The sequence below is a fragment of the Delftia sp. S65 genome, from assembly GCF_016516495.1.
Taxonomy (GTDB): Bacteria; Pseudomonadota; Gammaproteobacteria; order Burkholderiales; family Burkholderiaceae_C; genus Comamonas; species Comamonas acidovorans.
In genome coordinates this window covers 20,220-34,459 of the sequence record NZ_JACVUR010000001.1, presented here as the reverse complement: position 1 = coordinate 34,459, position 14,240 = coordinate 20,220, and the positions used below count along the sequence as shown (strand labels likewise).

12 protein-coding genes are annotated in these 14,240 nt (G+C 67.6%); 6 read left to right on the top strand and 6 right to left on the bottom strand.

Annotated features, from left to right (window positions below; genetic code table 11):
- Positions 1-20 precede the first annotated feature (20 nt).
- From IAE24_RS00125 to IAE24_RS00110, 4 genes are all read left to right on the top strand, one after another.
- Positions 21-2,627 carry a TonB-dependent siderophore receptor gene (locus IAE24_RS00125; RefSeq protein ID WP_199960047.1) on the top strand — a complete coding sequence of 869 codons (2,607 nt, stop codon included), beginning with the start codon at positions 21-23 and terminating at the stop codon, positions 2,625-2,627.
- Positions 2,628-2,827: 200 nt separating this feature from the next.
- Positions 2,828-3,331, top strand: coding sequence for a sigma-70 family RNA polymerase sigma factor (locus IAE24_RS00120; protein WP_199960046.1), 504 nt, complete (start codon positions 2,828-2,830; stop codon positions 3,329-3,331).
- Between the two features lie 10 nt (positions 3,332-3,341).
- The gene (locus IAE24_RS00115) at positions 3,342-4,349 is read left to right on the top strand and encodes a FecR domain-containing protein (protein ID WP_199960045.1); all 1,008 of its coding nucleotides are present in this window, start codon (positions 3,342-3,344) and stop codon (positions 4,347-4,349) included.
- Positions 4,350-4,483: 134 nt separating this feature from the next.
- Complete coding sequence (locus IAE24_RS00110) at positions 4,484-6,973, top strand: TonB-dependent siderophore receptor (RefSeq protein ID WP_199960044.1); 2,490 nt, start codon at positions 4,484-4,486, stop codon at positions 6,971-6,973.
- A gap of 6 nt (positions 6,974-6,979) precedes the next feature.
- Here the strand turns inward: IAE24_RS00110 and IAE24_RS00105 are convergent, their stop codons facing one another.
- The 3 genes from IAE24_RS00105 to IAE24_RS00095 form a co-directional block, all read right to left on the bottom strand.
- Positions 6,980-8,062 carry a metallophosphoesterase gene (locus tag IAE24_RS00105; protein ID WP_013801428.1) on the bottom strand — a complete coding sequence of 361 codons (1,083 nt, stop codon included), beginning with the start codon at positions 8,060-8,062 and terminating at the stop codon, positions 6,980-6,982.
- Positions 8,063-8,157: 95 nt separating this feature from the next.
- Positions 8,158-8,658, bottom strand: coding sequence for a dihydrofolate reductase (locus tag IAE24_RS00100; protein WP_199960043.1), 501 nt, complete (start codon positions 8,656-8,658; stop codon positions 8,158-8,160).
- 21 nt (positions 8,659-8,679) lie between these two features.
- Positions 8,680-9,504, bottom strand: a complete 825-nt coding sequence (locus IAE24_RS00095) for a thymidylate synthase (protein ID WP_012206769.1) — start codon at positions 9,502-9,504, stop codon at positions 8,680-8,682.
- A gap of 175 nt (positions 9,505-9,679) precedes the next feature.
- Between IAE24_RS00095 and IAE24_RS00090 the strand changes: the two genes are divergently transcribed.
- Positions 9,680-10,264, top strand: a complete 585-nt coding sequence (locus IAE24_RS00090) for a hypothetical protein (protein WP_013801430.1) — start codon at positions 9,680-9,682, stop codon at positions 10,262-10,264.
- A 114-nt stretch (positions 10,265-10,378) separates the two neighbouring features.
- Here the strand turns inward: IAE24_RS00090 and IAE24_RS00085 are convergent, their stop codons facing one another.
- Positions 10,379-11,803, bottom strand: coding sequence for an FAD-binding oxidoreductase (locus IAE24_RS00085; RefSeq protein ID WP_099733097.1), 1,425 nt, complete (start codon positions 11,801-11,803; stop codon positions 10,379-10,381).
- Between the two features lie 43 nt (positions 11,804-11,846).
- Positions 11,847-12,245 carry a DUF2069 domain-containing protein gene (locus IAE24_RS00080; protein ID WP_013801432.1) on the bottom strand — a complete coding sequence of 133 codons (399 nt, stop codon included), beginning with the start codon at positions 12,243-12,245 and terminating at the stop codon, positions 11,847-11,849.
- Between the two features lie 107 nt (positions 12,246-12,352).
- On the opposite strand from IAE24_RS00080, the gene IAE24_RS00075 reads away from it, so the two are divergent.
- Entirely contained in the window at positions 12,353-13,699 is a 1,347-nt protein-coding gene (locus IAE24_RS00075) for a YihY family inner membrane protein (RefSeq protein WP_013801433.1), read from the top strand.
- Between the two features lie 14 nt (positions 13,700-13,713).
- Here the strand turns inward: IAE24_RS00075 and IAE24_RS00070 are convergent, their stop codons facing one another.
- Positions 13,714-14,067 (bottom strand): DUF962 domain-containing protein, encoded by a 354-nt coding sequence (locus tag IAE24_RS00070; protein WP_199960042.1) that lies wholly within the window; start codon positions 14,065-14,067, stop codon positions 13,714-13,716.
- Positions 14,068-14,240 lie beyond the last annotated feature (173 nt).

Below are 14,240 nucleotides of genomic sequence, written 5' to 3'. Positions count from 1 at the left end.
ACAGTGCAGCAGGAGCAGGGATGCAAGCAGGAAAAGAACACGGCAGCGCCGCCATGGGCGCGGGCATTTGGGGAGGAGAGTTTCAGCACAGGGGCAGGCCATGGCGGCGGGCAAGGATGCCCTCGCTGGTGGCCGCAGCCCTGGTTGCGCTGGCGCAGCCGGCGGTGCAGGCGCAGCAGCCATCGTCCGTGCAGGCGGGGCAGGCAGGGGAGCTGGCCTTCAGCATCGCGCCCCAGCCGCTGGCCGGCGCGCTGCGCCAGTTCACGCAGCAGGCCCAGCACCAGGTGCTGTTCGATCCGCAGATCGTTGCAGGCCGCACTTCGCCGGCCTTGCAGGGCCGCTTCACGCCGCGCCAGGCGCTGGACCGGCTGCTGGCCGGCACGGGCGTGACCGTGATCGATGCCGTGCCGGGCGCCTACACGCTGAAGGCACCCGCCAGGGAGCCGTCGCCGGCAGCCGATGCTGCGCTGGGCACGGTGCTGGTCACGGCCCAGGCACACGCTGGCGATACCACGGAGGGTTCGGGCTCCTATGCGGCCTCGCGCGTGTCGCTGGGCAAGGGGCAGAGCGTGCGCGAGACGCCGCAGTCCATCTCCGTGGTCACGCGCCAGCGCATCGAGGACCAGGGCCTGGTCTCCGTGGGCGACGTGATGCAGCAGACCACGGGCGTGACGGTGGACTACGCGGGCTCGGGTGGCCTGGGCGGCACGGCCAACAGCTTCTACGCGCGGGGCTTCCAGATCAGCAATGTCCAGATCGACGGAGCGGCGGTGGATGCCTTCAGCCAGGGCACCTTCGACCCCAACATAGCCATGTACGACAGCGTGCAGGTGATCCGCGGCGCGGACGGCCTGTACAGCGGCAATGGCGAGCCCGGCGGCTCCATCAACCTGGTGAGAAAGCGCCCCACGGCCCAGCCCCAGGTGCTGGCCTCGGCCTCGGTGGGCAGCTGGAACCAGCGCCGGGCCGAACTTGATGTGGCGGGTCCCCTGGCTGCCGATGGCCGGGTGCGCGGCCGCGCCGTGCTGGCGCACAGCGACCGCGAGTTCTTCTATGACTACGCCGATGCGCGCAACACCTTGCTCTACGGCATCGTGGAAGCCGATCTCACGCCTGCGACCAAGCTGACCCTGGGCGGCAGCTACGACAAGTCGGCCAGCCTGCCTTGGCGCGGTGGCCTGCCGCGCGCGGCCAATGGCGACGATCTGCACCTGCCGCGCCATACGGCACTCATGGCGGGCTGGGGCCATTACGACAGGACCAACAAGGAGCTGTTCGCCCAGCTGGAACAGAAGCTGGAGGGCGACTGGCGCGTCCGCGCCCATGCCAACTATGTCAAGGTGGACAGCGACAGCCGGTTGGCCGACGTCACCGGCGCGGTCGATCCGACGACGGGCCTGGGAGCCACGCTCAACGGCTTCTCCAACGACTTCTATTCCACCAAGAAGGCGTTGGATGCCAACGTCAGCGGAACGTTCTCCCTGCTGGGGCGCAGGCACCGGCTGCTTTTAGGCGCGGACTGGGCCAAGATCCGTGACACGCAGGACACCTTTCTGTCCGAGGTGGACATGCCGGGGGGCATCAACGTGTTCGGCTTCGACCCGGGCGCCATTCCCCTGCCCAGCTTCGTCTGGAAGACACGCAGCTTCGCGGGCTATGGCGCCACGCAGAAGGGCCTGTACGGCCGGCTCAACCTGAGCCTGACGGACCGGCTGACGGCCATCGTCGGCGCACGCCGCGCCAGCTATGCAACGCAGACACCCTGGCTGCGCTTCGACCAGGCCGGCAATCTCACCAGCCGCATCGTGTCGTCCAATAGCGAGAGCGGTATCTTCACGCCCTATGGCGGCCTGGTCTACGACATCGACGACCGCTGGACGGCCTACGGCAGCGTCGCCGAGATCCACAAGTCCCAGGCCAGCAATCTGGGCGGGCCCTTGCCCGGCACGCCGCTGGACCCCATCAAGGGCCGCAATTTCGAGCTGGGCGCCAAGGGCGAGTTCAACGAGGGCCGGCTGATGGCCTCCATGGCCCTGTACCGCATAGAGCGCAATGGCGAGGCCGTGGCCGATCCCTCCTACCCCAACACCGACATCGGGGACGCGGGCCTGAACTGCTGCTGGCTGAGCAAGGGCAAGGTGGTCAGCCAGGGCGTGGAAGGCGAGATCTCGGGCGAGCTGGCGCGCGGCTGGCAGCTGTTTGCCGGCTACACCTTCAACCGCAACCACAACAAGACGCCGGGCATCGAAGGCATCTACCACTCCGTCACGCCCAAGCATCTGTTCAAGCTGTGGAGCACCTACCGCCTGCCGGGCGAGCTGTCGCAATGGACGATTGGCGGCGGCGCCAATATCCAGAGCGCACATTTCGTCAGCGGCACGGCCAAGGCCTTCAATCCTGACTCGGGCAAGTTCGATGGCGCGGCCGTGCCCTTCAAGTTCAGCCAGGGTGGCTATGCCGTGTGGAATGCCAGCGTGCAGTACCGCATCAACCGCAACTGGCAGGCCGTGCTCAACCTGAACAACCTCTTCGACAAGGTCTACTACCGCACAGTGGGCACCAGCGGCGGCAACAACTGGTATGGCGAGCCACGCAATGTAATGCTGACGCTGCGCGGTAGCTTTTGAAGACCCCCTGAGGCGCTGCGCGCCTTCCTCCTGAAGGGGGACGACACCCTCGGTGCGAGGCGGCTCTTCCTCGGTGTCTCTGGTTCTGGAGCGCGCCGGTTTGCGAAGGGGAGGTCATCAAGGCCTAATCCTTATAGAATGAGAATCTTTCTCATTCATGTGGCGCACGCCTGCACGTGCTGCCGCACCAGGAGCCTGTCTTGCCCGCCGCCCCCGCCGCTTTGCACCAAGAGGTCGATACGCTGTACCGCGTCCACCATGGCTGGCTCCAGGGCTGGCTGCGGCGGCGATTGGGCAATTCCACGGAGGCGGCCGATCTGGCGCAGGACACTTTCATGCGCCTGCTCACGCGCTGCGAGCCCATTGCCGCACGCGAGCCGCGTGCCTTTCTGACCACGGTGGCGCAGGGCGTGGTGGCCAATTTCATGCGGCGCAGGCAGATCGAAGAGGCGTATCTGGCCACGCTGGCGCATTTGCCCGAGCCGCAGGTGCCGGGCCCCGAGACGCGCGCCATCCTGCTGGAGACGCTGGTCGAGCTGGACCGCCGCCTGGACACGCTGGCACCCCCCGTGCGCCGTGCCTTCCTGCTGTCGCAGCTCGACGGCATGAAGCAGGCCGACATCGCGGCCGAGCTGCAGCTGTCGCTGGCCACCGTGCAGCGCCATATCGCCAAGGCCGCGCACTGCTGCTTCTTCGGCGGCTGAGCGCCAGCCCATGACCGAATTCCGCCACGCATCCACCGGCCTGCCCGTTTTTGAAGGCCCGCCCGTTTCAGAAGCCGTGAGCCTGCAGGCCGTGCAATGGCTGGTGGCCCTGCAGGCCTGCGAGGCCGGCGAGGACACGCAGGCCTCGTGGCGGCGCTGGCGTGCCGATCATCCCGACCATGAGCGCGCCTGGCGGCACATCGAGGCCTGCGGCCTGCACCTGCGCGATCTGCCCGCACCGCTGGCGCATGGGGCGCTGCAGCCGCGCCGCAGCCGTGCGCGCGGCCGGCGCCAGGCCATGAAGCTGCTGGCCTTGGCCGCGTTCACGGGCAGCAGCGCCTGGTGGATACAAGGCGGCGATTGGCGCGAATGGTCGGCCGACCACCGCACGGCCACCGGCGAGCGCCAGGCACTGACCCTGGCCGATGGCACGCGCATCCACCTGAACACGGCCAGCGCCATCGACGTGCGCTTTGACGCCAGCCAGCGCCTGCTGCGGCTGCTGGGCGGCGAGGTGCTGGTCACCACGGCCAGCGACCCGCAGGCCCGCCCCTTTCTGGTTGAAACCGCGCAAGGGCGGCTGCGTGCGCTGGGCACGCGCTTTGCGGTGCGCCAGCGCGATGGCGCCAGCCATGTGGCCGTCTATGAGGACGCGGTCGAGGTGCGGCCGGCCAACGCCCCGCAGGCCGTGCGCATTCTGGCCGCGGGCGAGCAAGCCGGCTTTGACCGCCTTGCCGTGGACGCGCCCCAGCCCGCCGACGAACTGGCCGCCGCCTGGAGCACAGGCCTGCTGGCCGCGCGGGACATGCCGCTGACCGACTTCATTGCCGAGCTGGCGCGCCACCGCAGGGGCCGCCTGGCCTGCGATCCCGCGCTCGCCTCGCTGCGCGTCTCGGGCATGTATCCGCTGGACGATACCGACCGTGTGCTCGACATGCTGGTGCGCACACAGCCCATCGAGCTCACCGGCTTTGGCCGCTACTGGCTGACCGTGCGTGCCCGGCAGAGCAGGACATGAGCCAAGACAGGCTGGATGGCTGTTGTTGCGAATTGTTGCAATTTGATCGATGCCTGAGACCCGTTGGCATGAGGTGTTTTCTTTTCTCGCGTGGCAAGTCCTGAAGAAGCCACTTTTCAGGGAAGAGATATTTCATGGTCCAACGACTTGCTCACACTGCGGCACCGGCCTTCCGGCGCCATTCGCTGGCACTGGCTGCCAGCACCACGCTGGCGCTGTGCGCCGTCAGCGCAGCCCTTGCGCCGCAAACCGCGCAGGCCCAGGCCCAGGCTCCCTCCGAAGTGCGCAGCTACGCCATACCGGCAGGCCCGCTGGAGGGCGCGCTGGCCCGCTTCGCCCAGGAAAGCCGCGTCATGCTGTCGTACACGGCGGCCGACATCACGGGCAGGCGCAGCGCGGGCCTGAGTGGAAACCATGCAGCGCCTGCGGCCCTGGATGCGCTGCTGGCCGGCACGGGGCTGGCCGCCCATGCGCAGCCCAATGGCGGCTATGCGCTGCGCCCCTTGCCCGAGGTGCGCACATCGCGCGGCCAGGCCGCCGCTGGGGCAGAGGCGGGCCTGCCGGCCGTCATGGTGACCGACACGCGCATCCGTGACGGCGTCACCGAAGGCTCGGACTCCTACACCAGCGGCACGGTCACGCTGGGCAAGACCGCGCAGGCGCTCAAGGATATTCCGCAATCGGTCAGCGTGCTCACGCGCCAGCGCATGGATGACCAGGGCATGACCAACCTGCCCGACGCCATCCACAACGCCACCGGCATGGTGGCCGTGCAGGGCGTGGGCGCAGGCCTGGCCATCAATGCGCGCGGCTTTGCGGTGGACTCGCTGCAGTACGACGGTCTGCCGTTCACGCGCAATACCTACAGCCTGGGCAACTGGGAGCAGGAGTCGCTGGTGTTCTATGACCGCGTGGAGATCCTGCGCGGCGCGGCTGGCCTGCTGCAGGGTGCGGGCAGCCCCGGCGGCGCGATCAACCTGGTGCGCAAGCGCCCGGGCCGCGAGCGCTCCGTGGTCTTCACGGGCAAGCTCGGCTCCCATGACCACTACGGCCTGCAGATGGATGCCAGCACGCCGCTCAATGCCGAAGGCACGCTGCGCGGCCGCGTGGTGCTGGACGGGGACTACAGCCACGGGTTCACCGAATACACGCGCGACCGCACGCGCAACATCTACGCGGCGCTGGACTACGACATCAGCGCCAGCACCACGGTGGGCCTGGCCGTGGGACAGCGCCACAGCCGATCGCGCCCCATGATCGTGGGCCTGCCGCGCTTTGCCGACGGCAGCGACATCGGCCTGCCGCGCTCCACCTACACAGGCGCCATGTGGAACCGTGCAGGCAATGACCAGAACATGCTGTTCGCCGACCTGGAACACCGCTTCAATGCGGACTGGCGCTTCAAGATGGTGGGCATGGCCATGAACGAGAAGAACACCAACGTGCACCAGCGCGCTGTGGGCCCCATCAAGCCCGATGGCAGTGGCATGAGCTACGGCGATTTCGGCGTGGACTTCAACAACCAGCAGCGTGGCCTGGACATGTCGCTGTCGGGCCGTTTCAAGGCGCTGGGCATGGAGCAGGAAGTGCTGCTGGGCGCCAACTACGCTGGCTACACCACCAGCGACCGCTTCGTGCGCGCCTGGACCGCGGGCGGCAACATCTTCGATATAGACCACAACCGCCCCTGGCAGGACATGGAAAGCATCGCCGCGCGTGGCGCGGATGTGCGCAGCAATTACGACATCACGCAAAAGGGCCTGTACGGCACCTGGCGTGTCAGGCCCACGCAGGCGCTCACGCTGATCGCCGGGGGGCGCCTGGGCTGGTATGACTTCGCCTACCGTGCGCAATCGGGCGATTCTTCCACCAGCAAGACCACGGGGCGTTTCATCCCCTACGCGGGTGCCGTCTATGCGCTCAACGACAACTGGTCGCTGTACAGCAGCTACTCCACAGTCTTCGAGCCGCAGACCGCGCGCACCGTGCAGGGCGACCTGATCAAGCCGGTGCAGGGCCGCAACTACGAGGCCGGCATCAAGGGCGAGATGGCCGACGGCCGCCTGAACATGGCATTGGCCGTGTTCCGCTACGAGCACAAAAACCGCGCCGTCAATGATTACGACAGCGGCTTTGCATGTGATGACTGGTACTGCTCGCGCTCCTCGGGCAAGGTGCGCAGCCAGGGCCTGGAGGCCGAGGTCTCCGGCAAGGTCGCCACAGGCCTGGAACTGGCGGCCGGCTACACCTACAACACCACGCGCTACCTGTCCGACCCCGACTACCAGGGCCAGATCTTCAACACCTGGACGCCCCGGCACATGCTGCGCCTGTGGGGCAGCTACCGCCTGCCGGGCGAGCTGGGCCGCTGGACGGTGGGCACGGGCGTGAATGCGCAGACCGACACCCTCAGCTCCGACCGCGCCTTCCGCCTGGCAGGCTTTGCGCTGTGGAATGCACGCGTGGCCTACCAGGTCTCGCCCGAGCTGAGCGTGGCGCTCAACGTCAGCAACCTGCTGGACAAGCGCTACTACGTGCCTTCTTACAACACGGTGTCGGGCAACAACTACTACGGTGCGCCCAGGTCGCTGTTGCTGACGCTGCGCTACGCGCCGCGGATCTAGCGCGTGTTATGCGGCAGCGGCCGCCGCAACGCCAAACTCCTCGCTGTCCGCCTGGGCACCGTCGTCGAAGACCAGGCGGCGCTCGGGCCAGCGCATGGCGGCGAGCTTGAAGCGCTGCTGCGGGTCCTCGCCGGCCAGGCGGGCGTTCCAGCGGCCGCCGACCGAGTAGTCCACGCAGAACACATTGCCGCGCCGGCCGTGCCAGGACAGCGGACCGGTCTGGCCGAACAGGTTCTCGGCCTGGGCGCCATGGAAGGACGGGCCGCCCCGGTTCAGGCGCCGCCAGTAGTGGCCCACGACCACGGCCTGGGCATCCTCATATTCGTTCCACCAGGCCACGCGCTCGACGAAGCGCCACTTGCCGCCCGCGTAGAAGGGATTGCGGCATTCGCGCTCCACGCCCGAGGTCAGCACCTTCAGTGGGTTGACCATGGCCTTGGCCAGTTCGCTCTCGCTGTGCGCGGGCAGGAAGGGCGGCAGCCAGTTGCGGTCTTCCAGGTCATGCGGCCATTGCTGGCGTTCGGCACGCATGCGCTCGGCCACCTTGTTGACCTGGGCCTGCTGGGCAGCCAGGGCCTCGTAGTGGTCGTAGGCGCTGCGTGCGCTGCCCAGCGGCAGCTCGCGCGCCATGGCGATCTGCTGCGGGCGCCAGGCCGCGTGGACCACGCGCAGGTCCTCGCGCTCCATGGCGATCGGCAGGCGTTCCAGCAGGGCCAGGGTGTCAGGGATATCGCACAGCGGCATGCGCGCGAACGGCGCGTACTTGGGCGTATCGGAGGCCACGCGGCTGTCGAAGAACCAGCCGGAGCCGTCCTTGGCATCCTCGCGCAGCAGGTTGATTTCATGGTTGCCGAGCACGGCCAGCGCATGGCCCGACTCCAGCATGGGCACGACGCGGGCGAGCACGCCCGGGCTGTCGGGCCCCCGATCGCAGAAGTCGCCGACGAAGACCAGGCGCCGACCCTGGGGATGGCGGCCCAGCGCGTCGTAGCCCAGGTGCCCCAGCAGCTGGTCCAGCGCCTCGGACTCTCCATGGATGTCGCCGACGATGTCGAGCGGACCGGGGGGCAAGGGCTGGACGAGGCTCATGGCGAAGAGGCGCGAAAGACGGCGAAGGCGTGGAAAAACGACATTATTTGCACAGACCCGCCGCGCCCGCCAGCCCCGTGTGCGACAGGGGTATGTCAGCGTCGTTGCAGGCGCACAAAGCTGTAGGGCAGCCCGTTGGCAGCCACATGGCGGCTGCGTGACGCTTCCTGCCACTCGGGGCCGAGCGTGGGGGCGAAGGCATCGCCTTCGTAGTCGCGCTCTATCTCGGTCACCTCGATGCTGTCGGCCAGCGGCAGGGCCTGGGCGTAGATCTGGGCACCGCCCATGACCCAGACGTCGGCCGATGCCTGGCGGCCCAGTTCCATGGCCTGCTCCAGGCTGGTGGCATGCAGCACGCCGGGGGCGGCCGGCTCGGGCGCCCAGTCCGCCTGTCGCGTGACCACAATGTTGGTGCGCCCGGGCAGCGGCCTGAAGCGGGCCGGCAGCGACTCCCAGGTCTTGCGGCCCATGACCACGGCCGAGCCCTGGGTCAATTGCTTGAAGTGCGCCAGGTCCTCGGGCAGGTGCCAGGGCATGGCATTGTCCTTGCCGATGACGCCGTTGGCGGCGCGTGCGTAGATGAGATGGATGGCCATCGGGCGGGTCTTTCTGCAGCCTCAGACGGCCACGGGGGCCTTGATGGGCTCGTGGTGCTGGTAGCCGACGACCTCGAAGTCCTCGTACTCGTAGCCGAAGATGGAGTCGGGCCGGCGCTTGATCTGCAGCGTCGGGTAGGCGAAGGGCTGGCGCGCCAGCTGGGTCTCGACCTGGGCGAAGTGGTTGTTGTAGATGTGGCAGTCGCCGCCGGTCCAGACGAAGTCGCCCACCTGCAGGTCGCATTGCTGGGCCAGCATGTGGGTCAGCAATGCGTAGCTGGCGATGTTGAAGGGAACACCCAGGAAGATGTCCGCGCTGCGCTGGTACAGCTGGCAACTGAGCTTGCCGTCGGCCACATAGAACTGGAAGAAGGCGTGGCAGGGCATGAGCGCCATCTGCGGCAGGTCGGCCACGTTCCAGGCGCTGACGATGATGCGGCGGCTGTCCGGGTTGCTCTTGAGCTGTTTGACCACTTCGGCGATCTGGTCGATGTGGCCGCCGTCCGGCGTGGGCCAGTTGCGCCATTGCACGCCGTAGACCGGGCCCAGGTCGCCGTCCTCGCGTGCCCATTCGTTCCAGATGGTGCAGCCGCGCTCCTGCAGCCAGCGCACGTTGCTGTCGCCGCGCAGGAACCACAGCAGTTCCAGGATGATGGATTTGAGGTGCACCTTCTTGGTGGTGACCAGCGGAAAGCCTTCGGACAGATCGAAGCGCATCTGATGCCCGAACACGCTGCGCGTACCCGTTCCGGTACGGTCGGTCTTGGACACGCCATGTTCGTAGACATGGCGCATGAAATCTTCGTACTGTGAGCGGGCAGGGCGGGGCGCGGCAGTCATGTTCATGGCGGGGATTATCCCTTGATGAATACGGCGCCTTGTCCGACGGTATCCATGCCCCTCGAAACAAGGTTTGCAACCCCCGGTGCGAAAATGGCTGCCGACGGGCGCCGGTGTCTTGCCTGGGCTTTCACACCGGCGCCATGGTTTTTTCGCATCCGCTTTGACAAGGAGCTTGCGCATGTCTTCCATGCTCTCCCCCTGGCAGGCCGGAATCGCACTGGGTGCCGCCATGCTGGCGCTGACAGCCTGTGATCCGCGCTCTCCCACCGTTCCCACTCCCAAGGCCGTGCAGTCCGTGGCACTCGATGTGGCCGCGCCCGCGCCCGCATTGACGCTGAACTTTCCCGAGCGCACGCGCCTGCCGTCCACCGCCAAGGCGGGGGAGCCCGGCCTGGACAGCCTGGCCGAGTACGTGGGCAAGTATCCCTACGACGGCACCAACTACCTGGAGCAAGGCGTGCTGGCCGAGCGGCTCAAGGCGCTGCTGGGCACCAGCTACCCGACCCTGCTGAGCAATATGCGCACCGTGGGCCCGCTGACCAAGGAAGGCGATGTGTGGAGCATCGTCGGCCTGCGCCCCCACCAGGGCGGCGAGGAGATGGGCGCCATCGTGATCGATCCCGCGCGCAACGCACTGCGCGTGTGGCTGCTGACCGATGGCAAGCAGACCGACTTCTCCGACGCGGCCGGTGCCGACATCGCCTGGCCCAGCCAGGTGCAGAAGTCCTTTGCCGTGGTCGAGAGCAACAAGCCCGCTTCCTGATCTGCACCTGGCCGCACCTGGCCGAGTTTGGCCGCACCTGACCACGTTTGGATGCAAGAAGGGGCAGCGCCGCCACGCGGCCCCGCCCCTTCTTGATAAGCCGGCGCTGCCGGATCAGGCGCGCGCCAGGATGCAGCCGGGATTCATCAGGCCTTGAGGATCCAATGCCTGCTTGATGGCGCGCATCATGCCAAGGGCCACGGGCGACTGGTACTTTTCCAGCTTGTCCACCTTGAGCGCACCCACGCCGTGCTCGGCAGAGAACGAGCCGCCGAATTCGGCCACGGCCTCGTAGACCAGGTGGTTGACCAGGTGCTCGCGCTCATTGAGGAAGGCCTTGGCGTCGCCGCCCACGGGCGCCTGCACGTTGTAGTGCAGGTTGCCGTCGCCCAGGTGGCCGAAGTTGACCAGGCGCACACCCGGGATCTCGCGCTGCAGCACGGCATCGGTGTGCTCGACGAAGGCGGGAATGCGCGATGCCGCAATGGAGATGTCGTGCTTGATGTTCAGGCCTTCCTCGGCCTGGGCCAGCGGAATGCTTTCGCGGATGTGCCACAGCTCATGGGCCTGCGACAGGCTTTCGGCCACCACGGCGTCGAGCACGCAGCCGTCCTCGAAGGCCAGCTCCAGCAGCGCCTCGAAACGCTCGCGCGCATGCTGCTCGGACTCGCTGTCCGAGTTCTCGACCAGCACGTAATAGGGCGGCGCGCCGTCCAGGCCCGCAAAGGGCACGCGCAGCTGGGGCATGTGCTTGATCACCAGCGACAGCGCGAACTGGCCCATGACCTCGAAGCCCGTCAGGCCCGCGCCCAGGTACTGGTGCGCCATGCCCAGCAGGCGCACGGCCGCTTCCATGGAGGGCACCGCTGCAAAGGCCGTGAGCTGGGCCGCAGGCTGGGGGAACAGCTTCATGGTGGCGGCGGTGATGATGCCCAGCGTGCCTTCGCTGCCGATGAACAGGTCGCGCAGGTCGTAGCCGGTGTTGTCCTTGCGCAGGCCCTTGAGGCCGTCCCAGATCTCGCCCTGCGGGGTGACCACTTCCAGGCCCAGGCACAGCTCGCGCGTGTTGCCGTAGCGCACCACCTGGGTGCCGCCCGCGTTCGTTCCCAGGTTGCCGCCAATGGTGCAGCTGCCTTCGGCGGCCAGCGACAGCGGGAACAGCAGGCCCTCTTTCTCGGCAAGCTCCTGCAGGCTTTGCAGGATGCAGCCGGCCTCGACGGTGAAGCTCAGGTTGTCGCGGTCGATGTTGCGCACGGCATTCAGGCGCGTGAGGCTGAGCACGACCTGCGTGCCGCTGTCGTCCGGCGTGGACCCCACCGACAGGCCGGTGTTGCCGCCCTGGGGAATGATGCTGGTGCCTGCGGCCGCGCATTCGCGCACCACGGCAGCCACCTCGGCCGTGCTGGCCGGGCGCACCACGGCCAGGGACTTGCCGCGCACGCGGCGGCGCCAGTCCTGTTCATAGGCCACGAGGTCGCCCTCGGTGAGGACATGGGCTTCGCCGACGATCTGGCGCAGGCGTTCAAGCAGTGCAGTCATGTTGCAACTTCTTTCAAAGACGTGAAGGCATGAAAACGGGGACTCAGCCGCCGGCCGCCTGGGCCGCGCGGCGCGCGCTGCGCTGGCGCCAGCGCACATGCAGGGCGCAGGCGGTGAACAGCATCAGGCACAGGAAAACTTCGAGCAGCGCCAGCCAGCGGCCGGGCGCCGCGTCGCTCCAGGCGCGCACCACGCCCTCGGTGAAATAGATCCACACCAGCAGGCTGACCCAGCGGTAGGTATACATGCGGTGCTTGAGCAGGCCGATCAGCGGAATCGCCAGCGGCAGGGCCTTGAGCACCAGCCAGGAGCCCCCTGGCCGCATGGGCGCCAGCCACAGTTCCCAGGCCAGGCTCAGCACGATCAGGCCCATGAGGCTGGAGACCGCCAGCCAGCGGGTGGCGGCGACATCGGCGCCGGGGCGAGAAATGGAATCAGTCATCGGGGTGGCATCATATCGGCCATGGTCTTGTCCTTTGAACATGTGATTGCTTGGATGGTCACGCGCGTTCCCGTTTCAGGCACGCGCGTTGCAGCGGAGATATGGCGATGAGCGGCGGCCCCGGGCAGGAGCCTGCCGGTGGCCTGGAGGACGGTGCCGTTGCACTGCCCGCGCCCGAACAGGAGCGCAGCCTTTCGCTGATGGAGCGGCCCGAGCCGGTGGTGCCCCCATCCTGGCGCGAGCGCCTGCGCTGCTTTCCCTGGCGCAATACCGCGCACACGCTGCGCGAACGCTTTCGCGAGGACCGGCTGGGCGTCACCGCCAGCAGCCTGACCTTCACCACGGTGCTGGCCCTGGTGCCGTTCTTCACGGTGGCGCTGGCGCTGTTCACGGCGTTTCCCATCTTCTCGCGCGTGCAGATCGTGCTGGAGCGCTGGCTGATCGACAGCCTGATTCCGGAGACCATTGCGCGCCAGGTGCTGGGCTATCTGACGCAGTTCGCCTCCAAGGCCAGCCAGCTGGGCATGGCCGGTTTTTCCATTCTGGTGATCACGGCGGTCGCGCTGATCCTCACCATAGACCGCACGCTCAACAACATCTGGCGCGTGCGCCAGCTGCGGCCGCTGGGCCAGCGCGTGCTGATCTACTGGGCCGCGATCACGCTGGGCCCGCTGGTGCTGGGCCTGAGCCTGGTGCTGTCGTCCTATGTGATGTCGGCCTCGCGCGGGCTGGTCAATGCGCTGCCCGAAGGCTTGCGCTTCATCTTCGATTCCATCGAGTATTTGGCGCTGGCCGCAGGCATGGCGGGCCTGTACCACTACGTGCCCAATACGGCGGTGCGCTGGCGCCATGCCTGGGTGGGCGGCCTGTTCGTGGCCACCTGCATGGAGCTGGCCAAGAAGGCGCTGGGCCTGTACCTGGCCTCGGTGCCTACCTATTCGGTCATCTACGGCACCTTTGCCACCTTGCCGATCCTGCTGATCTGGATCTACATGGCCTGGATCATCGTGCTGCTGGGCGCCGTGGTCACCGCGTATCTGCCCATCGTCATGGCCGGCGTGCAACGCATGCCCGGACAGCAGGGCTGGCAGTTCGAGATGGCCGTGGAAATCCTCCAGTACCTGGAGCAGGAGCGCGAGTCGCCCGCCAAGGGCCTGTATGCCAGCGATCTGGCACGCCGCCTGCATGTGGACTGGCAGCAGATCGATCCGGTGCTGCAGGCGCTGTCCGTGCTCGACTGGGTGGGAACGGTGCAGGCGCCAGGCGTTGCGGCGGGCAGCGAGGGCACCGAGCCCCGCTACATGCTGCTGGTGGACCCGCAACACACGCCCTTGGCCCCCCTGGTCGAACGCCTGCTGCTGGCGCCTTCCGCGGCCGTGCAGCCGCTGTGGGAGCGCACGGGCCTGGCGGGCATGACGCTGGCCAGCCTGCTGGAGAGCCGGCCCCGGCCGTAGTGCCCGGCGCGGCGCTAGAGCGCAATGCGTCCGGTGAGGATGTCGCGCCACATCACCCAGTCGCCGCGAAAGCTGTACAGCGGGCGCTTGAAGCTGGCGGGCCGGTTTTTCTCGAAGCCGAAGTGCCCTATCCAGGCAAAGCCGTAGCCGAACAGCAGGCCGCCCAGCAGGAACCAGAAATTGCCGCTCAGGAACAGCGCGAACAGGCACAGCAGCGCCAGCGTGGAGCCGACGAAGTGCAGGCGCCGGCAGGTACGGTTGCTGTGTTCCTGAAGGTAGAACGGATAGAACTCGGCAAAGCTCTTGAACTGGCGCGGGTCCACGGCAGCCTGTGCGGCGCCGGGCAGGGGAGCGGAAGCGTGTGACATGGCAGGCCTTCGCGTGCATGGGGTGGCTTCAACTTATACGCCGCTGCCTGGCCTTTCACCATCGGAGGAACCCGCGCGCCCGGGTTCGCAAAAGCTGCCCCGAGAGAAACAAAAGCTGCCGCATTCCGCCCCGCGCGTCGCCACGGTGTCGCCCTCTGGCGGCATGCAGGCGC